27 protein-coding genes, 1 tRNA gene and 2 pseudogenes are annotated in these 26151 nt (G+C 69.9%); 16 read left to right on the forward strand and 14 right to left on the reverse strand.

What is annotated here, in order from left to right:
* Positions 1-38 precede the first annotated feature (38 nt).
* Positions 39-965: a rhomboid family intramembrane serine protease gene (locus KYY02_RS16105; RefSeq protein WP_371238639.1), complete on the forward strand. Its 927-nt coding sequence runs from the start codon at positions 39-41 to the stop codon at positions 963-965.
* Positions 966-1241: 276 nt separating this feature from the next.
* Here KYY02_RS16105 and crgA read toward each other — a convergent pair whose 3' ends face one another.
* A complete protein-coding gene (gene crgA, locus KYY02_RS16110) occupies positions 1242-1496 on the reverse strand; it encodes a cell division protein CrgA (protein WP_030820059.1) in 255 nt (84 codons plus the stop codon).
* 141 nt (positions 1497-1637) lie between these two features.
* Here crgA and KYY02_RS16115 point away from each other — a divergent pair, with 141 nt between their 5' ends.
* The 5 genes from KYY02_RS16115 to KYY02_RS16135 all read left to right on the forward strand — a co-directional run bounded on the left by KYY02_RS16115 (position 1638) and on the right by KYY02_RS16135 (position 5299).
* Positions 1638-2417, forward strand: coding sequence for a DUF881 domain-containing protein (locus tag KYY02_RS16115; protein ID WP_371238640.1), 780 nt, complete (start codon positions 1638-1640; stop codon positions 2415-2417).
* A 195-nt stretch (positions 2418-2612) separates the two neighbouring features.
* Positions 2613-2774, forward strand: coding sequence for a hypothetical protein (locus KYY02_RS16120; RefSeq protein ID WP_185931086.1), 162 nt, complete (start codon positions 2613-2615; stop codon positions 2772-2774).
* The gene (locus KYY02_RS16125; protein ID WP_371238641.1) at positions 2771-3409 is read left to right on the forward strand and encodes an aminodeoxychorismate/anthranilate synthase component II; all 639 of its coding nucleotides are present in this window, start codon (positions 2771-2773) and stop codon (positions 3407-3409) included. Before KYY02_RS16120 ends, KYY02_RS16125 begins: the two co-directional genes overlap by 4 nt.
* Positions 3406-4521 (forward strand): class E sortase, encoded by a 1116-nt coding sequence (locus KYY02_RS16130; RefSeq protein ID WP_371238642.1) that lies wholly within the window; start codon positions 3406-3408, stop codon positions 4519-4521. The genes KYY02_RS16125 and KYY02_RS16130 overlap by 4 nt, the downstream gene beginning before the upstream one ends.
* Before the next feature lie 13 nt (positions 4522-4534).
* Entirely contained in the window at positions 4535-5299 is a 765-nt protein-coding gene (locus tag KYY02_RS16135; RefSeq protein ID WP_371238643.1) for a class E sortase, read from the forward strand.
* Here the strand turns inward: KYY02_RS16135 and KYY02_RS34065 are convergent.
* A complete protein-coding gene (locus KYY02_RS34065; protein ID WP_503167866.1) occupies positions 5181-5708 on the reverse strand; it encodes a restriction endonuclease in 528 nt (175 codons plus the stop codon). The genes KYY02_RS16135 and KYY02_RS34065 overlap by 119 nt on opposite strands.
* Positions 5693-6172 carry a hypothetical protein gene (locus KYY02_RS16140; RefSeq protein WP_371238644.1) on the reverse strand — a complete coding sequence of 160 codons (480 nt, stop codon included), beginning with the start codon at positions 6170-6172 and terminating at the stop codon, positions 5693-5695. Before KYY02_RS16140 ends, KYY02_RS34065 begins: the two co-directional genes overlap by 16 nt.
* 503 nt (positions 6173-6675) lie before the next feature.
* Between KYY02_RS16140 and KYY02_RS16145 the strand changes: the two genes are divergently transcribed.
* The gene (locus tag KYY02_RS16145) at positions 6676-7098 is read left to right on the forward strand and encodes a spore-associated protein A (protein WP_371238646.1); all 423 of its coding nucleotides are present in this window, start codon (positions 6676-6678) and stop codon (positions 7096-7098) included.
* A gap of 366 nt (positions 7099-7464) precedes the next feature.
* Here KYY02_RS16145 and KYY02_RS16150 read toward each other — a convergent pair whose 3' ends face one another.
* Positions 7465-7608: a hypothetical protein gene (locus KYY02_RS16150; protein WP_371238647.1), complete on the reverse strand. Its 144-nt coding sequence runs from the start codon at positions 7606-7608 to the stop codon at positions 7465-7467.
* A gap of 292 nt (positions 7609-7900) precedes the next feature.
* Here KYY02_RS16150 and KYY02_RS16155 point away from each other — a divergent pair, with 292 nt between their 5' ends.
* Together KYY02_RS16155 and KYY02_RS16160 are read left to right on the forward strand one after the other, a co-directional pair.
* Positions 7901-8413: a winged helix-turn-helix domain-containing protein gene (locus KYY02_RS16155; protein WP_371238649.1), complete on the forward strand. Its 513-nt coding sequence runs from the start codon at positions 7901-7903 to the stop codon at positions 8411-8413.
* Between the two features lie 15 nt (positions 8414-8428).
* On the forward strand, positions 8429-8686 hold the full coding sequence (locus tag KYY02_RS16160) for a transposase (protein ID WP_371238746.1): 258 nt from the start codon (positions 8429-8431) through the stop codon (positions 8684-8686).
* A 121-nt stretch (positions 8687-8807) separates the two neighbouring features.
* Here the strand turns inward: KYY02_RS16160 and KYY02_RS16165 are convergent, their stop codons facing one another.
* The 7 genes from KYY02_RS16165 to KYY02_RS16195 all read right to left on the reverse strand — a co-directional run bounded on the left by KYY02_RS16165 (position 8808) and on the right by KYY02_RS16195 (position 17431).
* On the reverse strand, positions 8808-9116 hold the full coding sequence (locus KYY02_RS16165; protein ID WP_371238650.1) for a hypothetical protein: 309 nt from the start codon (positions 9114-9116) through the stop codon (positions 8808-8810).
* Between the two features lie 161 nt (positions 9117-9277).
* Positions 9278-11272 (reverse strand): Stk1 family PASTA domain-containing Ser/Thr kinase, encoded by a 1995-nt coding sequence (pknB, locus tag KYY02_RS16170; protein WP_371238651.1) that lies wholly within the window; start codon positions 11270-11272, stop codon positions 9278-9280.
* A gap of 168 nt (positions 11273-11440) precedes the next feature.
* Positions 11441-12907, reverse strand: a complete 1467-nt coding sequence (locus KYY02_RS16175; RefSeq protein WP_371238652.1) for a peptidoglycan D,D-transpeptidase FtsI family protein — start codon at positions 12905-12907, stop codon at positions 11441-11443.
* Positions 12904-14352 (reverse strand): FtsW/RodA/SpoVE family cell cycle protein, encoded by a 1449-nt coding sequence (locus KYY02_RS16180; RefSeq protein WP_371238653.1) that lies wholly within the window; start codon positions 14350-14352, stop codon positions 12904-12906. The genes KYY02_RS16175 and KYY02_RS16180 overlap by 4 nt, the downstream gene beginning before the upstream one ends.
* Positions 14353-14379: 27 nt before the next feature.
* Positions 14380-15924, reverse strand: coding sequence for a Stp1/IreP family PP2C-type Ser/Thr phosphatase (locus KYY02_RS16185; RefSeq protein WP_371238654.1), 1545 nt, complete (start codon positions 15922-15924; stop codon positions 14380-14382).
* A gap of 141 nt (positions 15925-16065) precedes the next feature.
* On the reverse strand, positions 16066-16578 hold the full coding sequence (locus KYY02_RS16190) for an FHA domain-containing protein FhaB/FipA (RefSeq protein WP_371238655.1): 513 nt from the start codon (positions 16576-16578) through the stop codon (positions 16066-16068).
* Positions 16579-16588: 10 nt separating this feature from the next.
* The gene (locus KYY02_RS16195; RefSeq protein ID WP_371238656.1) at positions 16589-17431 is read right to left on the reverse strand and encodes an FHA domain-containing protein; all 843 of its coding nucleotides are present in this window, start codon (positions 17429-17431) and stop codon (positions 16589-16591) included.
* Between the two features lie 516 nt (positions 17432-17947).
* On the opposite strand from KYY02_RS16195, the gene KYY02_RS16200 reads away from it, so the two are divergent.
* Positions 17948-18031: transfer RNA gene (locus KYY02_RS16200), tRNA-Leu, on the forward strand.
* Between the two features lie 487 nt (positions 18032-18518).
* Here the strand turns inward: KYY02_RS16200 and KYY02_RS16205 are convergent.
* Positions 18519-19255, reverse strand: a pseudogene (locus KYY02_RS16205) (ABC transporter ATP-binding protein).
* Between the two features lie 205 nt (positions 19256-19460).
* Here KYY02_RS16205 and KYY02_RS16210 point away from each other — a divergent pair.
* Both KYY02_RS16210 and KYY02_RS16215 read left to right on the forward strand, forming a co-directional pair.
* On the forward strand, positions 19461-19856 hold the full coding sequence (locus KYY02_RS16210) for a sensor domain-containing protein (protein WP_371238657.1): 396 nt from the start codon (positions 19461-19463) through the stop codon (positions 19854-19856).
* A gap of 88 nt (positions 19857-19944) precedes the next feature.
* Positions 19945-20289, forward strand: a pseudogene (locus tag KYY02_RS16215) (response regulator transcription factor); the annotation flags it as partial.
* A 33-nt stretch (positions 20290-20322) separates the two neighbouring features.
* On the opposite strand, the gene KYY02_RS16220 reads toward KYY02_RS16215, so the two are convergent.
* Together KYY02_RS16220 and KYY02_RS16225 are read right to left on the reverse strand one after the other, a co-directional pair.
* A complete protein-coding gene (locus tag KYY02_RS16220; RefSeq protein ID WP_371238658.1) occupies positions 20323-21249 on the reverse strand; it encodes an NAD-dependent epimerase/dehydratase family protein in 927 nt (308 codons plus the stop codon).
* On the reverse strand, positions 21246-22205 hold the full coding sequence (locus KYY02_RS16225; protein ID WP_371238659.1) for a ScbA/BarX family gamma-butyrolactone biosynthesis protein: 960 nt from the start codon (positions 22203-22205) through the stop codon (positions 21246-21248). Before KYY02_RS16225 ends, KYY02_RS16220 begins: the two co-directional genes overlap by 4 nt.
* Positions 22206-22449: 244 nt before the next feature.
* On the opposite strand from KYY02_RS16225, the gene KYY02_RS16230 reads away from it, so the two are divergent.
* From KYY02_RS16230 to KYY02_RS16245, 4 genes are all read left to right on the forward strand, one after another.
* On the forward strand, positions 22450-23115 hold the full coding sequence (locus tag KYY02_RS16230) for a ScbR family autoregulator-binding transcription factor (RefSeq protein ID WP_371238660.1): 666 nt from the start codon (positions 22450-22452) through the stop codon (positions 23113-23115).
* 213 nt (positions 23116-23328) lie between these two features.
* The gene (locus KYY02_RS16235) at positions 23329-24741 is read left to right on the forward strand and encodes a DUF2252 domain-containing protein (RefSeq protein ID WP_371238747.1); all 1413 of its coding nucleotides are present in this window, start codon (positions 23329-23331) and stop codon (positions 24739-24741) included.
* A 90-nt stretch (positions 24742-24831) separates the two neighbouring features.
* Positions 24832-25677 (forward strand): J domain-containing protein, encoded by an 846-nt coding sequence (locus KYY02_RS16240; RefSeq protein ID WP_371238661.1) that lies wholly within the window; start codon positions 24832-24834, stop codon positions 25675-25677.
* Positions 25678-25729: 52 nt separating this feature from the next.
* Complete coding sequence (locus KYY02_RS16245) at positions 25730-26059, forward strand: rhodanese-like domain-containing protein (RefSeq protein WP_371238748.1); 330 nt, start codon at positions 25730-25732, stop codon at positions 26057-26059.
* Positions 26060-26151: the final 92 nt, after the last annotated feature.

Here is a 26151-nt window from a genome sequence, read left to right on the forward strand (position 1 = left end):
AGCGGGGCGGGGTTTTTCCACACGACCTAGGGGATCCCATGGACGACCAGGCTGCCGGCAGCCCGCAGGACGCCCGGCGCGTCCCCGTCTGCTACCGCCACCCGGACCACGAGACAGGTGTCCGCTGCACCCGGTGCGAGCGCCCGATCTGCCCCGAGTGCATGGTCGACGCCGCGGTCGGGTTCCACTGCCCGGAGTGCGTGCGGGGGAACACCTCCCGCTCGAGTGGAGCCTGGGGCGGGGGAGGCTCGGGCACCGGACACGCGCCCACGGCATCCGTGCCCCGTACGCTCGCCGGCGGAGCCGTCGCCGCGGACCCCCGGCTGATCACCAAGATCCTGGTGGGGATCTGCCTCGCCGTCTTCCTGGTCCAGTTGTCGGTCGGCGATCGCTTCACCGACCACTTCCAGCTGATCGGGCGTGCGTACATGCCCCTCCTCGGCTCGGTCGAAGGCGTCGCGGAGGGGCAGTGGCACCGGCTGCTGACAGCGATGTTCCTGCATGGCAGCTACCTCCACATCACCTTCAACATGCTCGCTCTGTGGTGGATCGGCGGCCCTCTGGAGGAGGCGCTCGGCCGGGCCCGTTACCTCGCGCTCTACCTGGTGTCCGGGCTCGCGGGCAGCGCGCTCACGTATGTGATCGCCGCTCCGAACCAAGGCTCGCTGGGCGCGTCCGGTGCCGTCTTCGGGCTGTTCGGCGCGACCGCCGTGCTGATGCGTCGGCTCAACCACGACATGCGCCCGATCATCGCCCTGCTGGTGATCAATGTGATCATCACGTTCGGCTGGGGCAACATCGCCTGGCAGGCCCACATCGGCGGACTCGTCACCGGTGTCGTGATCGGGTACGCCATGGTGCACGCCCCGCGGGAGCGGCGGGCACCGGTGCAGTACGGCACGTGTGCGCTGGTGCTGGCCGTGGTCGTCCTGGTGACCCTGCTGAGGACGGCGCAGCTCACCTGAGCACCGAGTTTGTCCACAGTAAGTGGCGGATCTTGTGCACAGGGTGCGAGGAGAGTTTCGCGCCGGGCGATCGGGCGGTGTTTCCGCAGGTCAAGCGGAGAGTGAACGGGCTTTCGGATGTCGATACTTTTGTCACACCGGCGTCAACGATCCAAAAGTTATCCACAGAACAGGTCTGCTATCCACATGTGGACAAGGGGTGTGGATAACTTAGGTGACAGCCCTGCCCGGAGCCGCTCGACGGCTCCGGGCAGGGCTGTCACCGTGCGACGAGCGTTACTTCCACTGGGTGGAGACGCCGAACCCGGCGGCGATGAACCCGAAGCCCACCACGATGTTCCAGTTGCCCAGGGCGTCGATGGGCAGCGAGCCGTCGGTGACGTAGAAGACGACGATCCAGGCCAGCCCGACGAGGAACAGGGCCAGCATCACCGGCGCGACCCAGGCGCGGTTGGTCAGCTTGATCGCGGTCGTCTGCTTCGCCGGCGGCGGCGTGTAGTCGGCCTTCTTGCGGATACGTGACTTCGGCACGAGGGTCTCTCCTGTCGATGCGCTGCGTGGCCGCGCAGGGAACTGGGTCGGGCTCGGAGCAGCGTACAAGGGGACTCTGAGCGCTCCCCCGGGCGTCCGTTAGCGTAGTGCTTCCGCGGCGCCGAAGGAGATAAGGGTACGTTGAGCAATTCTGCCGACTTTCCCGGGAAGGAATCCAGTCCTGTCCGCCGACGCCGTCCCAGGCCCGTGCGGATCCTCACCGCGGGCGTCTTCGCCCTGGCGGGACTCATCTTCTTCACCAGCTTCGACACGGCCAAGGGCACCAACATCCGCACGGACGCCTCGCTGCTGAAGCTCTCCGACCTGATCCACGAGCGCAGCCGCAGGAACGGCGAGCTGGAGGATTCCAACGGCGCGTTGCGCGATGACGTGGAGTCCCTCGCCGAGCGTGACGACGGCAGTACCAAGGCGGAGGACGACAAGCTCGCCGACCTGGAGAAACGCGCCGGTACGCAGGAGCTCGAGGGCGAGGCGATCACGGTCACCCTCGACGACGCGCCGCCGGACGCCACCGCCAGGCTTCCCGGCTATCCCGAGCCGCAGCCCGACTACCTGGTCATCCACCAGCAGGACCTGCAGGCCGTGGTGAACGCGATGTGGGAGGGCGGCGCCGAGGGCATCAAGGTCATGGACCAGCGGCTGATCTCCACCAGCGCGGTGCGCTGTGTGGGCAACACCCTGATCCTGCAGGGCCGCGTCTACTCGCCGCCGTACAAGATCACGGCGGTCGGTGATCCGGAGAAGCTGAAGAAGGCGCTCAGCGCCTCGCCGGCGATCCAGAACTACATGGTGTACGTCAACGTCTACGGGCTCGGCTGGCAGGTCGAGGACAACGGGACCGTGACCCTGCCCGGTTACTCGGGCACGGTGGACCTGCGCTACGCGAAGCCCGTGGAGTAGCGGCCCGCCCCGGTTCCACGCGGAACGCGCCCGGACATCGGGGCGACCGGCCCCGGTCCACGTACCGGTGGGTGCACGCGGCCGGGTCCGCCCCGGTCCCCACAGCCCGCGAAGGCCGGGAAACCGGAGGGGCACGCCGTTAGTCTGTTGGCGTACGGCGTGGGTCTGGTGCCGTGGTACGACGGAAGGGACGGCATGTACAGCTGGATCTGGCGGCATCTGCCGGGCAACGGATGGGTGCGGGCACTCATTTCGCTGGTGCTGATCGTCGCCGTGGTCTACGTCCTCTTCCAGTACGTCTTCCCGTGGGCCGAGCCGCTGCTGCCCTTCAACGATGTGACGGTGGACAACCAGTGAGCGCGCGCATTCTCGTCGTCGACAACTACGACAGTTTCGTCTTCAACCTGGTCCAGTACCTGTACCAGCTGGGCGCCGAGTGCGAGGTCCTGCGCAACGACGAGGTGTCGACGGCGCACGCCCGGGACGGCTTCGACGGGGTGCTGCTGTCGCCGGGCCCCGGCACCCCCGAGGAGGCCGGCGTCTGTGTGGACATGGTGCGGCACTGCGCGTCCACCGGGGTACCGGTGTTCGGCGTCTGTCTCGGCATGCAGTCGATGCAGGTGGCGTACGGCGGTGCGGTGGTCCGGGCGCCCGAGCTGCTGCACGGCAAGACCTCGCCGGTGGAGCACGGGGGCAAGGGTGTCTTCGCGGGCCTGCCCTCCCCGTTCACGGCGACCCGCTACCACTCGCTGGCCGCCGAACCGGCCACGGTGCCGGCGGAGCTGGAGATCACGGCCAGGACGCCGGACGGCATGGTGATGGGGCTGAGGCACCGTGAGCTCCTGGTCGAGGGCGTGCAGTTCCATCCCGAGTCGGTGCTGACCGAGCACGGCCACCGGATGCTGGCCAACTGGCTGGTGGAGTGCGGTGACGACGGCGCGGTGGCGAGGTCGGCGGGGCTCGCCCCGGTGGTGGGCAGGTCCCCGGCGTGACCGCGCTGCGCCCCGAGCGCGAGCCCGGCACCGGCGGCGCCGGTGAGCAGGGCTTCCCGTACGGCGGGCAGCCCTACGGGGAGCCGGGTGCGTACGGGGGAGGCCGGTACGACGACACGGCGTCCGACCCCCATGGCGGTGCTTCCGGGAACACCGCGTATCTTCCGCCGGCCGACGAGGAGACGGTGGCGCTGCGGATCCCCGAGCCGCCGGAGCGGACGGAGCGGGAGGGGTCCGCGTCGGTTTTAGCGGCGTCGGGTGGGCGTGCGGCACGCAGGAAGGCCGCCAGAAAGCGTCACGGGCGCCGTGGAGGCTCTCGCAAGGCCGTGGCAGGCCCCCGTGCGGGCGTGGGCCGGGAAGGGACGTCAGAGGCGGCCGAGGGGACGCCGCGGGCGCCGTTGTCACGGGTGGAGGCGCGTCGGCGGGCGCGGGCGAGCAAGGCGAGCCCGGCGGTCGTCGCGAGCCGGGCGATCGGCGAGGTGTTCATCACCTGCGGGGTGCTGATGCTGCTCTTCGTGACCTACCAGCTGTGGTGGACCAACGTGCGGGCGCAGGCACAGGCCGGCCAGGAGGCCAGCGACCTCCAGGAGGACTGGGAGAGCGGCGAGCGCAAGCCGGGGGCGTTCGAGCCGGGACAGGGCTTCGCGCTGCTGCACATCCCCAAGCTGGACGTGGTGGTGCCGATCGCGGAGGGCATCAGCAGCAAGAAGGTGCTCGACCGCGGCATGGTGGGGCACTACTCGGAGGGCGCGCTGAAGACGGCGATGCCGGACGCGAGGACCGGCAACTTCGGACTGGCGGGCCACCGCAACACGCACGGGGAACCGTTCCGGTACATCAACCGGCTGGAGCCGGGCGACCCGATCGTCGTCGAGACGCAGGACGAGTACTTCGTCTACAAGATGGCGTCGATCCTCCCGGTGACGCCGCCGAGCAACGTGAGCGTCCTCGAGCCGGTACCGAAGGGCTCGGGCTTCACCGGGCCCGGCCGCTACATCACGCTGACCACGTGCACACCTGAGTTCACCAGCAAGTACCGCTTGATCGTCTGGGGCAAGATGGTCGAGGAACGGCCGCGCAGCAAGGGCAAGCCGGATGCGCTCGTCAGTTAAGGGCAGAGGGAACGTGGCACCGACCACCGACGACACCGAAGAACACGCCGACGCGCCCGCGTCCTCGCCCCCTCCGGGGCGCCGCCGCATGGGGCCGGCGGCGATGGTCGTCAGCTTCCTGGGGGAGCTCCTCATCACCGCGGGCCTGGTGCTCGGTCTGTTCGTCGCCTACTCGCTGTGGTGGACGAACGTCGTCGCCGACCGCGCGGCGGACAAGCAGGCGGACAAGGTCCGCGACGCCTGGTCCCGGGAGTCCGGCGGCGGTGGCAGCGGCGGTCCCGTCTCCTTCGACAGCAAGGACGGCATCGGCTTCCTGCACGTGCCCGCGATGAGCGGTGACGAGATCCTCGTCGAGAAGGGCACGTCGATGAAGGTCCTCAACGACGGCGTCGCCGGCTACTACACCGACCCCGTGAAGGCGACCCTGCCGACCTCCGGCAAGAAGGGCAACTTCTCCCTCGCCGCCCACCGGGACGGGCACGGCGCGAAGTTCCACGGCATCCACAGGATCGAGAAGGGCGACCCGATCGTCTTCGAGACGAAGGACACGTGGTACGTCTACAAGGTCTACGGCATCCTCCCCGAGACCTCGAAGTACAACGTCGACGTGATCGGGAGGATCCCCGAGGAGTCCGGCAGGGAGAAGGCCGGCCACTACATCACGCTGACGACCTGCACACCGGTGTACACCAGCAAGTACCGGTACGTCGTGTGGGGCGAGCTGGTCCGCACGGAGAAGGTGGACGAGGAGCGGACACCGCCGGAGGAACTGCGCTGACCGACCTCCCTCGCAGGGGGTCGGTCGCCCGGCATGGCGAAGGCCCGAAGCCGCAACTTGCTCTTGCGGCTTCGGGCCTTCTTCTCCCGTGCTCAGCTCTCGCACCGGACCGCGACGGTACGGCCGTCGGCCGTGCGGTGATGTCGATGCCCCGGTCGACGCAGGTCTGTCGTACGACGACGTCGCCGCAGCCGTCCCGGCGCAGCAGGCCGGCCACGTGACACTCGAACGCCTGCCAGGTCATGGCCGCGACGGAGTCCCTGATCCGGTCTGTCGGAATCTCTTCCTCCAGCGTGCTGATCCGGCGGTGGTGCCGGCACAGCGTGCGTTCGACGTTCTCGATGTCCTCGCGGAGCTCGATGAGTTCGCGTCGGTGTTCACCGGATGTGGCGATCAGGGCGTTGAACATCGGCACGACCGTCGTGCCGAGGATGCGCGGGTGATCCGCTGGTCGATGCGGTCGTCGAGCAGGACGGTGCCGGGCCGCGGAGGGTTTTCCACAGGCCGTGTGCGGGCCGGGTACTCCATGTCGAGCAGGTACGTGCGTACCTGGCGGGCGACGTGGCTGTCGCGGAGGAGCATGGCGATGTTGAGGACGGCTCGACGCGAGTAGAGAGTGAGGCTCGACCGGGGCTGTGGATAACTTCCGGGAAAGAGTGACAGGACGTCACGCTCAAATCGTGCGAGCTCAGGGCCATGAAGCGTCGTCATTCCGTTGCACGAGAGTTCCTCGCGGTGCCGTGCCTTGAGCTGGCGGACCGCCTCAGTGGTGACGCCGAAGTACGCCGCCGCCATCGCGGTCGTCACGTGCATTCCGTCCGGCAGCAGTGACAGGGCCTTGACCCTGTCGAGCACGTCCGTGCGGTCCAGCACGCTGTGGCGCAGTGTCTGTGACTCCAGCAGTACTGATTCCTCGATCATCGTCTGCTCCTCTGGTTCTCGTGTCCGGGGCAGAACCCAGATGCCCTACCCCACCCGATCAACGAGTGGTGACACGCGAAGGCACGAGCGAAGCGAGGACGCGTGTGCGGGGCGGGCTCTTGTCGTACGGGGTTCTACGGGTCAGTCGTCCTCGCGGTCGCCGGTAGGGCGCCGGTCATGTCGCTCGATCCAACCGGCAAGGGGCAGGTCCGCTGGACCATACGCTGAACGCCTTCGATATCACCTTCGACCGCCGACTCTCACTGGCGACAAACAGGCCAAAAAGCTTGCAGGACATAATCTACGGTTAGAGTGTAATATCGCCGATATCGGCGCTAGATCCTCGCTGAGGCTCATATGTGATTTATCCGAGGTATTTCGGTGCCGTTGACTTTGGATGTTGAAGTGGTTACCCTGGGCGAGTTCTTTCTTGCCTTAATTTGTTGGGGATTTTTGTGAGACTTTTCAAGAAGCGTCTTTCTGTTGTTGCTGCAGCTCTCTCCGTGGCAATGGGTGGCGCTCTTCTGGCTGCCTCGCCAGCGTCGGCTGCTGCTGCGTATAACGGTGCGTGCGGTTCTGGCTATAGCGTGGTGAACTCTGCGCGAATAAGTGGATCTGACCCTGCCACCGTCTTCCTGACCTACAACTCTTCCACTGGCTATAACTGCGGGGTGACCATCAGGGATAATCCCGGCAAGTCTGTCTTTATGCAGGTGAGTGTTTTCAACTCTAGCGACGCTGCGAAGTTCGGGCATGATAGTGATTATTACACCACCTATGCAGGTCCGGTGTACGCGGATGCTCGGGGTGCGTGTGTCGACTGGTACGGAGTCAGTGGAAGTGGCAGTATTGCTAAGCGCGGAACAAACTGCGGGTGAGTTGTTAATTGCGCCCCTTTGTGTCAACCGCTGGTACGTGCGCGCAGAATCGAATCGATAGGTAGTGCACCCGAAACTGGCTTGACATTAACCCTGTGGAGCAGAGGTCGGCGTTCTGCCGGGTTTGTGGGTCGCGGACGCTTTGTTTTCCCGTGTGGCTGCTGCGTCAGGCTTGGAACTCAGGAACATTGAGAGGGGCCACCTCCTCGAATACCTCGGGAAGGTGGCCCCTCGTGCTGTGTCTGAGTTGTCTCGGAACGCCTTCGCGAAGTCGTCCTGCTTGATGACCAGACGCTCTCGTACGTCCTTGGAGATCTCGGCCGCCTCCGCCTCCTCCACCGGGGTCAGCGGCCGACCAAGGGCCTGTCAGTGAGCCTTTTCAACCTGACTGTCGACGGTGCCGAACACGCCGGACGGGGCGCCCACGACGCTGCGACCAACCGAGGACTTGCTGCTCAGGAGCCCGACAAGGCGGAAGTGCTCGACCTTCAACGGGCCGCTGACCAGCACAGAAACCAGGTTGGAAAAGGCTCACTGTAGAACGGGCTGTCTGAAACACACTGCTGGCCCGGTGTGGAGCCGGCTACACAGCGCCAGATATCGACGCCTATGACCTGGGTGCTGTTGCCGTAGCCGCCTGCGGCTGTGCGGATGTTGACGACGAAGTTCTTGCCAGTGGAGGAGTGTAGTACATGTAAATGTTGCTGTAGGTAGTGCCGCCAGATGTTTTGACGGGCGTATGTATTGAGCCGGAACTGATGGGTTTCCTGCTCGTTGATTCGGTGTGATCGAGGGTGGGGACATGCGGTGGCTGCCGCCCGCTGCGCAGGAGGATCTGCGGCTGCGGGTGGTGAGCGCGCTGGAGTCGGGGCGGGTGTGGACGTACGGCCAGGCGGCGGAGATGTTCGGGGTCTCCGTGCGGTCGGTGGGTACGTGGTGGCGGGCCAGCCGCGCCGGCGAGAGGCAGGCGCTGCTTGCGGCGGCGCGTGAACCGCGTGCGGGCAGAGGTGAGTTGATCGACGAGTCCGCCCGTGGAGCGGGCCTGCGGGCGATGCGGGATTACACACCGGCCGACCTCGGGCAGAGCGGGGTGATGTGGACCCGCTCCTCGGTGCGGGCCCTGATCCGGTTGGTGTACGGGGTGTCGATGACCGAGCGGGGCGTGGGCAAGTGGCTGCGCCGGGACGGCTTCACCCCGCAGCAGCCCGCCCGCCGCTCCTACCGGCAGAAAGACGACGAGGTCGGCCGCTGGCTTCAGGAGGAGTATCCGGCGATCCGGGCCCGGGCGAGCGGGGAGAGGGCCGAGCTGGTCTGAGCTGATCAGTGCGGTCTGCGCTCGGACACCGCCCCGCCGGTCCGCTCGTGGGCCCCGGCCGGAGTGACCTCGCTGGTGCGGATGAACGGCCGCCGCTTCCGGGGCAACGTCATGTCGGCGGTCGCCTCCCGCGGGGCGCTGTGGTTCACCGTCTTCCCCAGCAGGTTTACCTCGCAGGTGTTCTGCGCGTTCCTCGCCCGGCATGCCGGCCGCAAGGTCCACGTGGTCGCCGGCCGGCACCCGGTCCACCGCAGCAAGGCCGTCCGGGCCTGACTCGCCCGAGAACGCCGAGCGCGTCGAACTGCACCTGATGCCCGGATGCAGCCCCGAAATGAATCCCGACGAGCTGCTGAACGCGGATCTGAAGCACCACGTCCACGCGGCCTGAGCCACCTCAACCGACGATCTCGCCCACGGGACCCGCCGCTTCCTGCGCCGACGCCAGAAGCAACCCCACATCGTCTGCGGCTACTTCGCCGCCCGCCACGTCCGCTACACGATCCAGTAGGAAAACCATCAGTTCCTGCTCAATACCTATCTGTGAGCCTGAACAACCGTAACCGGCCGCGCTAGCCGACGGGGCTGTGATGATACCGGCCAAAAGTGTGAAGAAAATAGTTGCAATAGTGGCGGTAACCCTGCGAATTTCTTCCCTTTCTGGTGAGTGTGAAGACCACGTAGAGTCTTCAGTCTCATTGATCAACGAGCAAAATCGCAGCTTGGGTTGAACTCCTCATATGGACCGGTAATATGTGTGATTTACGTCATGGCGTGATGGGTTTTGCGTTCCTTGAGAGGTCAAGGGGAGAGCCCCGGCCCCTCTACAGAGGGGCCGGGGCTCTTGTCGTGCGGAGGTTTTACGCGTCAGTCGTCCTCGCGGCCGCCGGTGAGGCCGCCGAAGATGCCGCCGTTGTCGCCCCCGTTGTTACCGCCCTGGTCCACGGTGACCAGGCTGACCGCCGTGCCCTTGTCGACCGGGGTGCCCTGGCCGGGATTGGACGCGACGACGCGGGATTTCTCGTCCTGGGAACCGGCGATGTCGCCGACCGTGAGACCTGCCCCCTCGATCATCTTCCGGGCGTCCTTGAGGGTCTGCTCATTGATGTTCGGGACCGCGACCTGCTGGTTCTCCTTGGCCTTGCCGATCTGGATGGTCACCGGCGAGTTCTTGGCGAGCTGGGTGCCCTGCACGGGATCGGTTCCGATGACCCTGCCGACCAGAGCCGGGTTGTCCGTCTCCACCTCGACGCAGTTGCCGACGAGCTCGTTGCCGGTCATCTGCGCCTTGGCCTCGTCGCAGGTCCTGTTGGTGACGTTGGGCACGGTGGCCTTGTCCGCCTCCTTGGCGACGGTGAGGGTGATCGTGCTGCCCTTCTCCTGCTCCGTGTCACCCTCGGGGTCCTGTCCGATGACCACACCGGGGGTCTGGTCGGACACCTCCGTCTCCTGCTCGACCGTGAAGCCCTTCTCCTCGAGCTGGGACTTCGCCTTCTCGTAGGTGAGGCCCTGCACGTCGGGAACCGTCACCTTCGGCGCGCCGGTGGAGACCGTCAGGGCGACGGTGGAGTCCTTGTCGACCTTGGTGCCCGCCGCGGGGTCCTGGGAGCAGATCCTGCCCTTGCTCTGGTCCTCGCAGGGCTCCTCCTTGAAGGTGAGCTGCAAGTCGCCGTTGACGGCCAGCTGCTCGGCGTCCGCTTTGGTCTCGCCGATGAAGTTCGGGGTCGCGACGGTGCCGCTGTCCGCGCCGCCGACGCCGCTGATGAGCAAGCGGCCGATCAGGATCGCGCCGATGAGGACCAGGACACCCGCCACGACCAGCAATATCGTCGAGGTGTTGTTCTTCTTCGGCTGGCGTCGGCGGCTCTGGCGGTCGTCGTAGCCGCCGTCGTCCGGGTTCATGGGCGGCAGCATCGAGGTGGCCGCTCCGGCGCCGGCGTCCTGGCGCAGGGCCGTCGTCGGCTGCTCGTCGGGGTAACCGCCGTAGCCGACCGCGCCCAGGGCGGCGGTCGCCGCGACGGGCTGGCCGTCGAGGCAGGCCTCGATGTCGGCGCGCATCTCGTCGGCCGACTGGTACCGGTAGTCGGGGTCCTTGACCAGCGCCTTCAGCACGATCGCGTCCATCTCGGGCGTGATCTCGGGGTCGAAGACGCTCGGCGGCTGCGGTTCCTCCCGTACGTGCTGGTAGGCGACCGCGACCGGGGAGTCGCCCACGAAGGGCGGCCGGACGGTCAGCAGCTCGTACAGCAGGCAGCCGGTGGAGTACAGGTCGGACCGCGCGTCGACCTGTTCGCCCTTGGCCTGCTCCGGCGAGAGGTACTGGGCGGTGCCGATGACGGCCGAGGTCTGGGTCATCGTCATGCCGGAGTCGCCCATCGCGCGGGCGATGCCGAAGTCCATGACCTTGACCTGGCCGTTGCGCGTCAGCATGACGTTGGCCGGCTTGATGTCGCGGTGGACGATGCCGGCCCGGTGGGAGTACTCCAGGGCCTGGAGGATGCCGATGGTCATCTCCAGCGTCCGCTCCGGCAGCAGCCTGCGGCCGCTGTGCAGGAGCTCGCGGAGCGTGGAGCCGTCGACGTACTCCATGACGATGTACGGGATCGACACGTTGTCGATGTAGTCCTCGCCCGTGTCGTAGACCGCGACGATCGCGGGGTGGTTGAGCGAGGCGGCCGACTGGGCCTCCCGGCGGAACCGGGCCTGGAAGGACGGGTCGCGTGCGAGGTCCGCGCGCAGCGTCTTCACCGCCACCTGGCGCCCGAGCCTGGTGTCATGCGCGTGATAGACCTCCGCCATGCCACCACGGCCGAGCACCGGGCCCAGCTCGTACCGGCCGCCGAGGCGACGCGGCTCTTCCATAGCTACTACCAGCCCTCTCCGTCGGTCCCGGGCGGCACACTCGTGCCGCCGGAGGCTGCCGTCCGGGCCTACCGTACCCGGCTCTTTTTGTGTGACCTGGCCAAGTGCGTCAGCCGATACGGGACCGGTACCGCAACGTGCACCGATGTGAAGCGGACGTGACCCGGGTCACTGCTTTCCCTTGAGGACCGCCTCCATGACGGCCTTGGCGATCGGTGCGGCCAGGCCACCGCCGGAGATGTCGGCGCCGGTCGCGTTGCTGTCCTCGACGACGACGGCGACGGCGACCGGGGAACCCTCGTCGGTCTTGGCGTACGAGATGAACCAGGCGTAGGGCGTGCCGCTGTTGTTGACGCCGCGCTCGGCGGTACCGGTCTTGCCGCCGACGGTGACGCCGTCGATCCTGGCGTTGCCTCCGGTGCCCTCCTCGACGACGGTCTCCATCATCTCCTGGATCTTCTGGGCGTTCTCCGAGGAGAGGGGCTGGGACAGCTCCTGCGGCTCGGTCGTCTCGATGGTGTCCAGGTTCGCGGCCTTGAGCTGGTCGACCATGTACGGCTTCATCAGCTTGCCGTCGTTGGCGATGGCCGCGGTGACCATGGCCATCTGGAGGGGGGTGGCGCGGTTGGACGCCTGGCCGATGCCGGCCATGGCGTTCTGCGGCCTGTTGTCCTCGGGGAAGACGCTCTCGGCGGCGCGGACGGGGGTGTCGAGCTCGGGGTTGTTGAAGCCGAACTTCTCCGCGTACTCGATCATCTTCTCGTTGCCGACCTGATGGCTGAGCTTGCCGAAGACGCTGTTGCAGGAGACCCGGAGGGCCTCTCGCAGGGAGGCGTTCTCACACTGGATGTTCCCGTGGTTGCGCAGGGGCGTGGTGGTGTCCGGCATGATCCACGGCTCAGGCGTGTCGGTCTTGGCGTCGATGTCGTCGACCAGGCCCTCCTCCAGCGCCGCCGCGGCGGTGACCACCTTGAAGGTGGAGCCCGGCGAGTAGGTCTCGCGCAGCGCCCGGTTCAGCATCGGGTCGTCGGGGTTGTTCTCCTTCTGGACCTCCTGCCAGGCCTTGGCGTCCTCGTTGGAGGTCCCGGCGAACTTCGACGGGTCGTACGACGGCGTGGAGGCCAGCGCCAGGATCTTGCCGGTCGTCGGGTCGATCGCGGCGACGGCGCCCTTCTTGTCGCCGAGGCCGTTGTACGCGGCCTTCTGCGCGGCGGAGCTGAGGGTGGTGACGACGCTGCCGCCCTCCTTCGGCTTGCCCGTGATCATGTCGAGGGTGTTGCGGAAGAAGAGCCGGTCGTCGTTGCCGGTGAGGATGCCGTCCTCCAGCTTCTCCAGCTGGCTGGAGTCGAAGGCCTGCGAGGAATATCCGGTGACCGGCGCCCACATGGCACCGTCGGTCCAGGTGCGCTTGAACTTGTAGTCGCCGCTCTTGGACTCGACGGACCCGGTGATGGGCTCGCCGTCGACGATGATGTTGCCGCGCGGGGTGGCGTAGCGCTCGATGTTGACGCGGCGGTTCTTGCTGTCGGAGGCCAGCTCGTCGGCCTGGACGTACTGCAGCCAGTTGCCCCGGACGAGCAGGGCGAGGATGAGCAGGCCGCAGAAGACCGCGACCCGGCGCAAGGGCTTGTTCACGGGCGGACCACCTGGGTCATTTCGGCGTCGGGATTGGTGGCGGGGGCGGGCGCCGGGCGGCGGGCGGTGTCGCTGATCCTGAGCAGGATGCCGATCAGCGCCCAGTTGGCGATGACGGAGGAACCGCCGTACGCCAGGAAGGGCATCGTCATACCGGTCAGCGGGATCAGGCCCATGACGCCGCCGGCGACGACGAAGACCTGGAGCGCGAAGGCGCCGGACAGTCCGATGGCGAGCAGCTTGCCGAACGGGTCGCGGGCGGCGAGGGAGGTGCGCACGCCGCGCTCCACGATCAGCGCGTAGAGCAGGAGCAGCGCCATGACGCCGGCCAGGCCGAGTTCCTCGCCGAAGGTGGCGAGGATGAAGTCGGAGTTGGCGGCGAAGCCGATGAGGTCGGAGTGGCCCTGGCCCCAGCCGCTGCCGAGGGTGCCGCCGGAGCCGAAGGCCCACAGGGCCTGCATGGCCTGCTCGGAGTGGACCATGCCGTCCTGGACCGCGGCGCGGCTGAGCTCGTACTCGCGCATCGGGTCGAGCCAGGCCTGCACACGCGTCTGGATGTGGGGCTCGAAGCTCGCCACGCCGACCGCGCCGACCGCGGACATCAGCAGGCCGAACACGATCCAGCTGGTCCGCTCGGTGGCGACGTACAGCATGATCACGAACATGCCGAAGAACAGCAGCGAGGTACCGAGGTCGGTCTCGAAGACCAGGATCAGGATGGAGATGATCCAGACGACGACGATCGGGCCGAGGTCGCGGCCGCGGGGCAGGTAGAGCCCCATGAAGCGGCGGCTGGCGAGGGCCAGGGCGTCGCGTTTGACCATGAGGTAGCCCGCGAAGAAGACCGCGAGGACGATCTTGGCGAACTCGCCGGGCTGGAGGGTGCCGAGACCGGGGATCTTGATCCAGATCTTGGCGCCGTAGACGTTGTGGCCGAGGCCCGGGACCAGCGGCAGCAGCAGCAGGATCAGCGCGCCGGCCATGGAGATGTAGGTGTAGCGCTGCAGGACGCGGTGGTCCTTGAGGAAGAACACCATGGCCACGAACAGGGCGACGCCGAGCGCGGAGTACATCAGCTGGCGCGGCGCCGCTTCGACGAACGTGCTGCTCGCCTGCAGTTTCTTCGACTGGTCCAGGCGCCAGATGGCGACCAGGCCGATGCCGTTGAGCAGGGTGGCCAGCGGCAGCATCAGCGGGTCCGCGTACGGGGCGAACTTCCGCACGGCGAGGTGACCGACGCCCGCCATCAGGCCGAGACCGATGCCGTAGCTCAGCAGTCCGGTGGGCATCTCACCGTCGAGGGCGAGCCCCACGTTGGCGTAGGCGAAGACCGGGATGACGACGGCGAACACCAGCAGCGCGAGCTCGGTGTTGCGGCGGCTGGGTGCGCCGATCGCGCCGATCGTGGACGTGTGCTGCGTCGACGGGTTGGTAGTACTGCTCATCGTGTGACAGGGCCTCTCACGGCTTGCCTACTGCTTACCGCACAGCGAGACGACCTTCTGCTCCTCCTCCGAGAGGCTGGGGCCGGGGCTGGGGGCGGGGGCGGCGGTCGTGGACGGGGGCGTGGACTGCTCCGGGGCCTTCGCCGAGCCCGAGGGGTCCGGCGTCGGCGAGGCCTTGGACGGGAAGGAGGCGGGTGTGGTTCCCGTGGTGCCTCCGGCCTCGCCCTCGCCGGTCTTCGCGTTCTTCTGGCTCTCGGCGGCGCGCCGCTCGGCCTGCTTCCTGCACGCGGAGGCCTGGACCGACAGTTCCTCGATCTTCGCGCGGGCACCGTAGAGGTCGCCTTCGGCGATGGTCGCCTCGACCAGCTTCCGCTGGTAGGGCGGCAGGTACTTGAGTTCGATCTCGGGGTGGTCCTTCTCGATCCTGGAGAGGGACACCCAGGCCAGGTCCTGGTTGATGCCCCGGTACAGCGCGACGTGCTCGCCCTGGGCGCCCACGTAGTACTGCGTCTGGGTCCAGCGCCAGCCGCCGTACAGGCCGCCGCCGAGGACGGCGAGCGCGAGCAGGCTGTAGACGGACCGCTTGAGCCAGCGGCGGTCCTTGCGGGGTTTGACGAAGTCGTCGTCGCCGTAGGCGAGGCCGTCGGTGGGGATGAAGCCGGTGATGTCGCCGCTGCCGGGCGGGCCGAACTCGCCCCCGCCGCCCTCCTTGCGCCGGCGGCCGAGGCCGGAGGCGCGGCCGGCGGGGGTCTGCATGATGCCGTTGTCGGAGAGCTGGTTCTGGTTCTCGGCCACGGCGCCGACCACGACCGGGGTGTCGGACAGCTGCCCGGCGAGGGTGTCGCCGGTGTCGAGGTCCAGGACGTCGGCGACGATCACGGTGATGTTGTCCGGGCCGCCGCCGCGCAAGGCCAGTTCGATCAGGTTCTGGACGGTCTCCTCGGGTCCCTGGTAACTGGCCAGGGCCTCCTCGAGGGTCTGGTGGGAGACCACGCCGGACAGGCCGTCGGAGCAGATCAGGTACCGGTCGCCGGCCCGGACCTCGCGGATGGACAGGTCGGGTTCGACGTGTTCGCCGCTGCCGAGGGCCCGCATGAGCAGGGAGCGCTGCGGGTGGGTGGTGGCCTCCTCCTCGGTGATGCGGCCCTCGTCGACCAGACGCTGCACCCAGGTGTGGTCCTGGGTGATCTGGGTGAGGACACCGTCGCGCAGGAGGTAGGCGCGGGAGTCGCCGACGTGCACCATGCCGAGGCGCTGACCGGTCCACAGCAGGGCGGTCAGGGTGGTGCCCATGCCCTCGAGCTGGGGGTCCTCCTCGACCATCATGCGCAGCTGGTCGTTGGCGCGCTGGACGGCGGTGCCGAGCGAGGTGAGCAGGTCGGAGCCGGGGACGTCGTCGTCGAGGGCGACGATGGTGGAGATCGCCTCGGAGGAGGCGACCTCGCCGGCGGCGGCGCCGCCCATGCCGTCGGCGATGGCGAGCAGCCGCGGACCGGCGTAACCGGAGTCCTCGTTGCCCTCCCGGATCATGCCTTTGTGTGATCCGGCGGCGAAGCGCAGGGAGAGACTCATGCGCACCTCGCCAGTCGGCTCCGGGTACAGCCGGTCGTGTCGAGCCACACTGCCCACCCTCCGGTCGGGAGCGCGCCGGGGCCCTGGGTGGGGACCCCCACTGCGTGCTCGCTCCGCTCGCGCTCATTCATTGGTGTAGCACTACTTCCGCAGCTCGATGACGGTCTTGCCGATGCGGATCGGTGCGCCCAGCGAAATCGGCGTGGGGGTCGTCAGCCGGGTCCGGTCCAGGTAGGTGCCGTTGGTGGAGCCCAGGTCCTCGACGATCCACTGGCCGTCGCGGTCCGGGTAGATCCTGGCATGGCGGCTGGAGGCGTAGTCGTCGTCCAGCACGATCGTGCTGTCGTGCGCCCGGCCCAGGGTGATGGTCTGGCCCTGGAGGGCGACGGTGGTGCCGGTGAGGGTGCCCTCGGTCACGACCAGTTTGGTGGGGGTGTTGCGGCCGCGGCGTCCGCCGCCGGACTGCTGGCGCTGCGGTGGTGGCGCCTGGCGGGCGGCGGCCTGCTGTGCCCGGCCGGTGTCCCGCCGTGATCCGCGCTGGGTGACGCGAGTGCCGAACAGGTCACTCCGGATGACCTGCACGGCCACGATCACGAACAGCCACAGTACGGCCAGGAAACCCAGCCGCATGACCGTGAGGGTCAGCTCTGACATTGCCCCCGCTTCACCCTTCGGCTTGCCTATAGATAACGGTGGTGCTGCCCACGACGATCCGCGAGCCGTCGCGGAGCGTAGCGCGGGTGGTGTGCTGCCCGTCCACCACGATGCCGTTGGTGGATCCGAGATCCTGGATCGTCGAGGGCGTTCCGGTCCGGATCTCGCAGTGCCGGCGGGAGACGCCGGGGTCGTCGATCCGCACGTCGGCTTCGGTGCTGCGGCCCATCACGAGGGTGGGGCGGGAGATCTGGTGGCGGGTGCCGTTGATCTCGATCCAGTAGCGGGTGCGTCCGCCGACCGCGGGGGCGGCGGGGGGCCGCTGGCCGCCCGCCGGCTGCGGGTAGCCGTAACCGCCGCCGGGCGGCGGCGCGGCCGGCATGGGCGGGGCGCCCGCGGAGCCTGCCGAAGGGTAGCCGTAGCCGCCGGGCCGGCCGGCCGGCGGTGCGCCGCCGGGAGTACCGGGGGTCTGGCCGGAGGAGGAGGCGAGCGTGCGGCTGCGGACCCGGTACAGGCCGGTGTCGAGGTCGTCCGCCTTCTCCAGGTGCACCTTGATGGGGCCCATGAAGGTGTAGCGCTGCTGCTTGGCGTAGTCGCGCACCATGCCGGCGAGCTCGTCGCCGAGCTGACCGGAGTACGGGCTGAGCCGCTCGTAGTCCGGGGTGCTCAGTTCGACGATGAAGTCGTTGGGTACGACGGTGCGGTCGCGGTTCCAGATGGTGGCGTTGTTGTCGCACTCCCGCTGGAGCGCTCCCGCGATCTCCACGGGCTGCACCTCGGACTTGAACACCTTGGCGAAGGTGCCGTTGACCAGACCTTCGAGACGCTGCTCGAACTTCTTCAGGACTCCCATGGGGCACCTCCTCCGTCGCTGCCGTCCTGTGCACTGCCAGGCGCACCGTTTCGTGCGCCGCCTACCTGGTACTGCTTACTGATCGTATCCACGCGCCGGTCGATCGGCTGGTTCCCCCTGTCGGCCCGGTCGACGGGTGTCGACGCCTGACGAAGTTCCCTCCGGAGCCCCTCCTCGAACTCCTTCGGCCGTGCTCGTGCGCGTCGTTCTGCCATGGATCGTAGAGGGGGCCGAAGACCAGTGTCCCGCACCCGGCTGTGGACTCCGTCCGGCTCCCGGACAGACGGGGACCACCGGTACGAGGTTGATACGTGAAGCGGTCGCCGTCGCGACACCGGAGGCCGCGGGGAGGCCGGACCGGGACATCCGGGCTCGTCGGGGCCGGTGGGGGGCGGTGAGGGCCGGTGGGACGGTCGCGGGGAAAGGGATGTGAATCCATCCCGACCAGCGTGCTAATGTTCTCGGTGTCGGAAGGCGCAGGGCCCCAAGGGGCAAGGCGCGGAAGACACACCCAATGCGCGGGTGGCGGAATAGGCAGACGCGCTGGATTCAGGTTCCAGTGCCCGCAAGGGCGTGGGGGTTCAACTCCCCCCTCGCGCACACCGTCGAACGGGCGGCATCCATCGGATGCCGCCCGTTTCGCGTGCTCGGGGCGGGTGCGGTGGCAGGATGCCGTGTGAGGAACATCTCATGATCCTTTTCGTTGTGGAGTGGTGCGTCGTCCGCCCGGGGGGCGTGGGGCGAGGGTCTCAGGGAGGCCCTCGGAAGGGCGCGGGGGAGGGCGCCGGCGGCCACCCGGAGCGGGCCTGGTGGCTTCACTCGCGGACGGCCGCCGGTTCCGGTGCGGTTCTCGCGGGCTCGTTCGCGGACGGCCGCCGGTTCCGGTGCGGGTCGGCGCAGGGCGAGAGCGGTGGGGACGGCCGCGGAGGCCGTGGCGAGCGCGGCGCAGGCGGCCGTGACGGCGGCCGGGGCGAACCAGGGAGGAGCGATCGTGACGGGGGCCGAGAGCAGGGACAGCGCCCCCACACGCCGGCCAGGTTGAGCACGGCCACGGTCAGGCCCGGGACCGCGCCGGCCGCGACCACCGTCAGCACTCCGTGCCCACCATGGGTGGCGCCCACCACCGCGTGGCCCCGGCCGGCTCGTCGTGGACGCGGCCGCCGACCAGGAAGACCACGCGGTCGGCGCGGGAGGCGGCCACCGGGTCGTGGGTCACCATGACGACCGTCTGCCCCCGCGGTCGGCCATGCCGCGCAGCAGCGTGAGCACCTCGCGGCCGGTGCGGGAGCCCAGCGCGCCGGTCGTTTCGTCGGCGAACAGCACATCGGGGCCGGTGACCAGGGCGCGGGCCGGCGCGGCCCGCTGCTGCTGCCCGCCGGACAGCTCGGCCGGGGCCGGGGCCGGTGCCGGGCGCGGTCGCCGAGGCCGACTTGCTCGAGCGCCTCACGGATCCGGGCCCGTGGTACGTGCCGGCCGGCCGCAGTGGAAGGGCGACGTTCTGCTCGGAGGTCAGCGCCGGCAGCAGGTTGAACGCCTGGAAGACGAAGCCGACGCGTTCGCGGCGCAGCAGGGCCGGCCGTCTCTCACCGAGCCCGGTCAGCTCGGTGCCGCCACGGCGACCGAGCCCGAGGTGGGCCGGTCGAGCACGGCGGCGCACCGCAGCAGCGTCGACTTGCCGGAGCCGGACGGGTCCATCACGGCGGTGAAGCTCCTGCGCGGGAAGGCGAGGGAGACCTCGTCCAGCGCGCTCACCGCGCCGTCGCCCGACCCGTAACGCCGGCTCACCCGACGCAAGGTGATCGCGTCGCCGTTCCTCTGGCCCATGTGCCCACTCCCTGTCCGGCCCGGCTGTTCCGGGCCGGCCGTCCGAGGGACACGAAACCGTCCGGGAGCCGGTCGGCGCAGTGCGGCAGGGGCGAGGAAAAGGGCAGGGCCGGGCATACCCCGAAACCTCCGGCCGGGCCGACGGCCCCGTACGGCACCGGCTTCTACGGTGATCCGCATGCGGCCTCGAAACCCCTGACAGGCCATGTCCCGTCCCGGCTGCGCGCTGTCGCCGTGGCGCTCGGCCGGACATCTGCTCACCGGCGCGGTGACCGGCGCGGTCGTGCTCGTGGGCATCGTGGTGTCGGTGGTGGCCGGCGGGGTGCTCGCACCGGCCCTGGTGGGGTTCTTGCTGCTGCTCGGCACCGTCCTCGCGGGCATACCGGTGGCCCGGCTGGAGCGGTGGTGGCTGGCCGACCGCGACCCGGTCCCCGACCCGCGCCTGCCGCTCGTCGCCCCCGGCCTGCGGGCCTGGCTGACCGCCCGGCTGAGGGGGCGGGCCACCTGGCGGAAGTCGGGGCACGCCCTGCTGTTCGCGGTCCTGCTGCGGCCGGTCGACGCCCTCGCGTTCACGGTCGTCCTGCTCCCCCGGCGGCCGTGATCGCCACCCCGTCGCTGATGGCCACGGTCGGGGACGGCGAGGAGGCGAAGGTCCTCGAACTGTGGACGGTCACCAGCTGGCCTGCGGCGGCACCGGCGTCGGCTGCCTGCTCAAGGACCGGGTAGGCCGGATCGGGGAGTTCGTGACCGCGCTGGGCCAGGTCGCGGACGGCGGCACGGTGGTCGACCCCGAGGTCGTACGGTAGTTGCTGCGCCACCGCCGCGACCCGCTGGAGCGGCTGTCCCCGCGGGAGCGGGAGGTACTGGCGCTGATGGCGCAGGGCGGGTCCAACGGTGCGATCGCCCGTGAGCCGGTGGTGTCGGAGGCCGCCGTCGGCAAGCACATCGGCGGCGTCTTCACGAAGCCGGACCTGCCGATGACGGACGAGACGCATCGGCGGGTCCTCGCCGTGCCGGCTCACCTGCGGGCGTGAACGAACAAACGGGCCGGACGGTTTTCCCGTTCCTCACCGGCCGGCCGTCAGATGCGACCGGTACCAGGGCGCCGACCGTGCGAACGTACGGGCGAAGCCCTCACCCGGTGAGCAGTCCAGGTCCTTCCAGAAGCCGTCGTCCGCGAACCAGTGGTCCACGGCGAGCATGTCCAGGTGATGCAGGGCGCGCGGGGACCCGGCGGCCCGGGCGCGGGCGGTGGCCACGTCCACCCGGGTGCCGTCGCCGGGCCGTTCCACCCGCTCGCACACGGCCGCGAGCAACTCCGAGGCGGGGACGGGCTCCGGATGGACCACGTAGTGGGCGCCGGGGCCGTGGTGGGGGGACAGCGCTGCGGCGACGACCGCCCGGCCCAGGGTGTCGACGTCGATCATCGACTGGAGCGCCTCGCAGCCGGACACGGTCGCGGACAACTCCCGCAGCAGCCCCACCAGCCCGGGGATCACCCAGCGGTCGCCCTCGCCGTGCACCAGGTGCGGGCGCAGCACCAGGCCGCCCGCCTCGAGGACGTGCCGTTCGGCCGCCGCGCGGGCGCGGCTGGTGGCGGAGACGGGCGCGATCGGGGCCTCGCCGGGCCGCACCCCCCGGAAGGGGCCCCGGCCGTGGACGGCGGCGGTGCTCACGTAGACGATCCGGCGCACCCCGCTGCGTACGGCCTCCTCCACCAGGGCCTTGGTGCCGAGGTCGTTGACCGCGGCGGCGGGCTCCGGGGCGCCGCCCACGTGGGAGGCGCAGTGGACGAGGACGTCGACGCCGGCGCAACCGCCGTGCAGAGTGCGCGGGTCGGCGAGATCACCGGGCACCGTCCCGGGGTCCGGCCGTCCGGCCGGCGTACGGCGGGACAGCACGCGGACGCGTACGTCGGGGCGCCCGCGGGCCACTTCCGCGACCCGGCTGCCGATGAAGCCCGTCGCACCGGTGATCAGGAGGTCGGCGGTCATGACAGGGACCGTATCGGGGGCGCGGGCGTGCAGGTGAGGGCGGCGGCGAAGACGGGCCGGCCGGCCTGTGTGCCCGACACCCGCACCGCCACCTCGTCCGCGCCCTTGTCGAGCACTTCGGTGTCGAGCCGGCAGGGGCTGTCCAGTTCGGCGTAGCGGCTGAAGGAGACGTTCAGTTCGGACGGCAGGAAGGGCAGCCGGCCCGAGGCCGCGGTCGCGGCCTGACGGGCCGCCTCGAACAGGACCATGCCGGGAACGTGGTCGTTGGGGCGCGGGAAGAGGACCGGGTGCCCGGTGTGCGCGCGCAGCAGCCAGGAGCCGGGCCGGTCCGCGGGGGCGAGGACGACGTCCTCCGCGCGGCGGCGGCCCACCAGGTCGGGCGGCACCGGTTCCGGCAGCGCCGTCCGGGCCCCCTGGGCGGCCAGTTGGCGTTCCCGCATGCGGCGGTAGGCGGCCGGGGAGGTGCAGCCGGTACTGCCCGTGCCCCGGGCGACGAGGCGTCCCGCGCGGCGGAACTCCATCGTCGTGCGCATGCCGCCCAGGCCCCGGCCCCGGCGGCGGACCTCTGAGCAGACGACGTCGACGGTGACCGGCTCGTCCGCGTCCGCGAGCAGCAGCCGGTCCGGGTCAATGGAAACGTCCAGGTCCCGCATGACGAAGTGGGTGTCGGCGGGGGCGCCGAACTCCGCGTGGGCGAGGGCCATCGAGGTCTGACGCAACGTTTCACCGACGATCATCGGATCCTGGCGGCGGTCGTCGACGGGGCCGAAGAAGGCGTGGTCGGCGGGCCAGCGGGCGGTGACACGGAAGCGGACGTCCGAGAGCCGGACCCACTCGACCGGGAAGACGTCCGCCGCACGGGGGCGGTGGGCGAGCTCCGTCGTGACACGGGTGCGGGCACCGGGTCCGCCGGCGGTGTTTGCGGGTGAGCCCCGCTGTCCGGTCTGATCCTCCATGAGTGCGCTCCAGGAATCCGGCTGCGGCGTGAGGAACCCCCGGGAACGACGATCGGACCCCGGTCGGTCCGCACTAAGGTACGGACGAGTTGGTTTTTTTCCAAGGGTGATCCACATCGCCGGAGACGAGCCCACGCGCCCGCACCAGACGGCAGGCCGCACGGCGGCTTCACGGCGGCTTCACGGCGACCGCCTGGCGCGAACCGAGAGATCCATGAGATCCACCCAGATCAGGAGGCATTCGATGGCGCGACAGGAGCGCGCGATCCGCACCCGGCGGACCATCCTGGAGGCGGCCGCGGCCGTCTTCGACGAACGTGGCTACACCTCGGCGACCATCGGGGAGATCCTGGAGCGGGCCGGGGTCACCAAGGGCGCGCTGTACTTCCACTTCGGCTCCAAGGAGGAGCTGGCGCTCGGCGTGTTCGAGGAGCAGCTGGCGATCTCCCTGCCGGCCCAGTCCAGCAAACTGCAGGAACTCGTCGACTCCGGCCTGGTGCTGGCGCTGCGGCTGCGGACCGAGCCGTTGGTGCGGGCCAGCGTCGGACTGGCCCTGGACCAGGGGGCGCTGGGACTGGACCGCACCCCGGCGTTCGGCATGTGGATCGACCAGACCACCCGGACCCTGGCCGAGGCGAAGGCGGGAGGCGAACTGCTGCCGCACGTCGACCCGACGGAGACGGCGGAACTGCTGGTCGCGAGCTTCTCCGGGGTGCAGCTGCTGTCGCAGTTGCGCTGTCAGCGGCAGGACCTGGAGCACCGGGCCGCCGCGCTGTTCCACCACATGCTGCCGGGGGTGGCCGTGTCGGCCGTACTGGCCCGGCTGGACATCTCCCACGACCGCGCCGGGCGGCTGCTCGCCGAGAAGCGGCTGCTGCCGACGGCGGGCGAGGTGGCGGAAGCAGGCTAGGACCTGGGCGTTTCCACGCCGGGTGAGTTGTCCACAGGGTCTGACGTTTTTCGGCCGCCGGCTGTACGGTCGGCACGATCGATGTCGACGCGTGTGTACGGCACGTAGGAGTACGGGGAGGCAGTCGCCGTGGCCGAAGTTGTTGCCGGGACGTCCGGGACTCATGAGCCTGCCGGTGTGGCCGGGACCGGCGGCGTGACGGGTGCGGGCGGTATGACCGGGAGCGGCGGCACGGCCCCGGTGCGGCGGCTGCCGCGGGTGCCGGGATTCGCCGAGTGGCCCGCCCGGGGAAGCTCCAGGGGCGAAGGCAAGGCCCTGCGCGGGCGGGTGCCCCGCGAGGCGCACGCCACCTTCGATCCGGACGCCTCCCGCCCCGACGCCGTGAGCGCCGTCGAGGAGTCCAGCCGGGGCCGGCTGCCCGAGCTCGCACCGCTCCGGGTGGGCAGGATGGCGGCGACACCGTTCGCCTTCCTGCGCGGATCGGCGGGCCTCATGGCGTACGACCTGGCCCGCACGCCGATCACCGGCATCGGCGCCCAGATCTGCGGCGACGCCCACGCGGCGAACTTCGGTCTCTACGGTGACGCGCGGGGCGGACTGGTCATCGACCTGAACGACTTCGACGAGACGGTGCACGGCCCCTGGGAATGGGACCTCAAGCGGCTCGCCACCTCCCTGGTGCTCGCCGGGCGCGAGGCCGGCGCGGACGAGGACACCTGCCGCGCCGCGGCCCACGACACCGTGGGCGCCTACCGCCGCACGATGCGGCTGCTGTCCAGGCTGCCGGCGCTGGACGCCTGGAACGCCATCGCGGACGAGGAGCTGGTCTCCCACACCGACGCCCACGACCTGCTGGGCACCCTGGAGCGGGTCTCCGAGAAGGCCCGCGCGAACACCAGCGGCCGGTTCGCGGCCAAGTCCACCGAGGCGGCCGAGGACGGCGGACGCCGCTTCGTCGACGCGCCGCCGGTGCTGCGCCGCATACCGGACGGTGAGGCTGCCGCGGTGGCCGCCTCGCTGGAGCAGTACCTCGGCACGCTCCCGCCGGACCGCCACCCGCTGCTGGCCCGGCACGCGGTGCACGACGTGGCGTTCCGCGTCGTCGGCACCGGCAGCGTGGGCACCCGCTCGTATGTGGTGCTGCTCCTCGACCACCGGGGCGAGCCCCTGGTCCTCCAGGTGAAGGAGGCCCGGCCCTCGGCGCTGGCGCCGCATCTGGCGGCGGTGGGGTTCGACGTCCCGGAGGCAGGCCACGAGGGCATGCGGGTGGTCCACGGCCAGAAGCGGATGCAGGTGGTGAGCGACAGCCTGCTGGGCTGGACGACGGTCGACGGCCGCCCTTACCAGGTGCGCCAGTTCCGCAACCGCAAGGGCAGCGTCGACCCGACCGCGCTGGCCGCCGACCAGGTCGACGACTACGCCCGGATGACCGGCGCTCTGCTGGCACGCGCCCACTCCCACAGCGCCGACCCCTGTCTGATCGCCGGCTACTGCGGCAAGAACGACGAACTGGACGAGGCGGTGGCGTCCTTCGCCGTCACCTACGCCGACCGCACCGAGGCGGACCACACGGACCTGGTGGCCGCGGTGCGGTCGGGACGGATCGCGGCGGAGACGGGGGTGTGAGCGGGCGTCCGGGACAGGCGCACGCCTTCGGCCGGGGAGTGCGCCGCCGTGGCGGGGTGCTCCGTCCGGCGGGTGGCCTACGCTGTCCGGGTGACGACCTCGGAAGGTGAGCAGAGTGGCGGCGCCGGCGTGGAGCAGACCCCCGGCGGTGGTGGTGGTGGTGCGGCGCGGCCCGAGGAGCGGCTGGAGCAGGCCGTGCGCGCGGCCGAGCAGGCGCTGATCGAGTTCGAGATCGCCGTGGAGACCTTCCGCGTCGAGGTCGAGAACTTCTCCCGGCTGCACGAACAGAAGCTCGGCCCGGTGTACGCCCGGCTCGAGGAACTGGAGGCCCGGATCCTGGAGGTCAGGGCCGCCCGCAGCGACGACCCCGAGGACCGGCGCCGGGCCGACGAGGCGCGTGCCCGGTTGATGCCCATCCCCGGCGTCGAGGAACTGCTGAACGGCTGGATGGACGGTGACGGCCTCTTCCCCGAGGCCACCGCGATGCTCACCGGCCAGCCGGTGCGGCCCCCGCAGCGGGTGCGGCCCAGCGAGGAGGCCCGCAAGCTCTACCGCGACCTCGCCCGCAAGGCCCATCCGGACCTGGCGCAGGAGGACAAGGAGCGCGCGCGCCGCGAGGAGTTCATCACCCGCGTCAACGCCGCCTACGCCCGAGGCAGCGAGGAGGAGCTGCGTGAACTCGCCGAGGAGTGGGCAGCGGGACCGGAGTTGAAGCGCGTCCCGAGCGCGGGCGAGGAGCTCTACGCCCGCCTCGAATGGCTCGCCCGGCGCAAGGAACTGCTCACGCTGGTCGCCAGGGAGCTGGAGGACGGCGCCATCGGATCGATGCTCCGCCTCGCCCCGGACGACCCCGACCGGCTGCTCGAGGAGATCGCCGAGCGGCTGTGGACCCAGGTGACCGAACGCGAGGCGGAGCTGGCGGCGCTGCTGGCCTGAGCCGGGGCCCGCCCGGTCGGGTAGCGTCGGGGGCATGAGTTTTGGAGCTGGTGTGCCCACGGTCCGGGTCGCGGACCTCAAGGACGGCGACTTCCTGCTGGACGTCCGCGAGGACGACGAGTGGAAGGCCGGTCACGCCGCGGGGGCGCTGCACATCCCCGTCAGCGAGTTCGTGGCCCGCTACGGCGAGCTGACCGAGGCCGCCCCGCAGGACGGCCGGGTGCACGTCATCTGCCGTTCCGGCGGACGGTCGGCGCAGGTCACCATGTACCTGGCCCAGCAGGGCGTCGACGCCGTGAACGTGGACGGCGGCATGCAGGTGTGGGAGGCCTCCGGACGTCCCGTCGTCACCGACGACGGGACGCCGGGGCACGTGCTGTAACGCCACCGGCGAACGTCCGCCGCCCGCCGTCCTGTCGGGCGAGAAGGCCCGGCAGGCCCCTGCGGTCCTGGCCGGCCGGACGCCGGCCGGGG

The organism is Streptomyces pimonensis, from assembly GCF_041380215.1.
Taxonomy (GTDB): domain Bacteria; phylum Actinomycetota; class Actinomycetes; order Streptomycetales; family Streptomycetaceae; genus Streptomyces; species Streptomyces pimonensis.

Excerpts from the sequence above, each read along its gene's own strand:
- KYY02_RS16105 (WP_371238639.1), top strand. The coding sequence starts at position 39 with ATGGACGACCAGGCTGCCGGCAGCCCGCAGGACGCCCGGCGCGTCCCC.
- KYY02_RS16120 (WP_185931086.1), top strand. The coding sequence starts at position 2,613 with ATGTACAGCTGGATCTGGCGGCATCTGCCGGGCAACGGATGGGTGCGG.
- KYY02_RS34065 (WP_503167866.1), bottom strand. The coding sequence starts at position 5,708 with ATGTTCAACGCCCTGATCGCCACATCCGGTGAACACCGACGCGAACTC.
- KYY02_RS16155 (WP_371238649.1), top strand. The coding sequence starts at position 7,901 with ATGCGGTGGCTGCCGCCCGCTGCGCAGGAGGATCTGCGGCTGCGGGTG.
- pknB (WP_371238651.1), bottom strand. The coding sequence starts at position 11,272 with ATGGAAGAGCCGCGTCGCCTCGGCGGCCGGTACGAGCTGGGCCCGGTG.
- KYY02_RS16180 (WP_371238653.1), bottom strand. The coding sequence starts at position 14,352 with ATGAGCAGTACTACCAACCCGTCGACGCAGCACACGTCCACGATCGGC.
- KYY02_RS16185 (WP_371238654.1), bottom strand. The coding sequence starts at position 15,924 with ATGAGTCTCTCCCTGCGCTTCGCCGCCGGATCACACAAAGGCATGATC.
- KYY02_RS16190 (WP_371238655.1), bottom strand. The coding sequence starts at position 16,578 with ATGTCAGAGCTGACCCTCACGGTCATGCGGCTGGGTTTCCTGGCCGTA.
- KYY02_RS16195 (WP_371238656.1), bottom strand. The coding sequence starts at position 17,431 with ATGGGAGTCCTGAAGAAGTTCGAGCAGCGTCTCGAAGGTCTGGTCAAC.
- KYY02_RS16210 (WP_371238657.1), top strand. The coding sequence starts at position 19,461 with ATGTCCCGTCCCGGCTGCGCGCTGTCGCCGTGGCGCTCGGCCGGACAT.
- KYY02_RS16220 (WP_371238658.1), bottom strand. The coding sequence starts at position 21,249 with ATGACCGCCGACCTCCTGATCACCGGTGCGACGGGCTTCATCGGCAGC.
- KYY02_RS16225 (WP_371238659.1), bottom strand. The coding sequence starts at position 22,205 with ATGGAGGATCAGACCGGACAGCGGGGCTCACCCGCAAACACCGCCGGC.
- KYY02_RS16230 (WP_371238660.1), top strand. The coding sequence starts at position 22,450 with ATGGCGCGACAGGAGCGCGCGATCCGCACCCGGCGGACCATCCTGGAG.
- KYY02_RS16235 (WP_371238747.1), top strand. The coding sequence starts at position 23,329 with ATGACCGGGAGCGGCGGCACGGCCCCGGTGCGGCGGCTGCCGCGGGTG.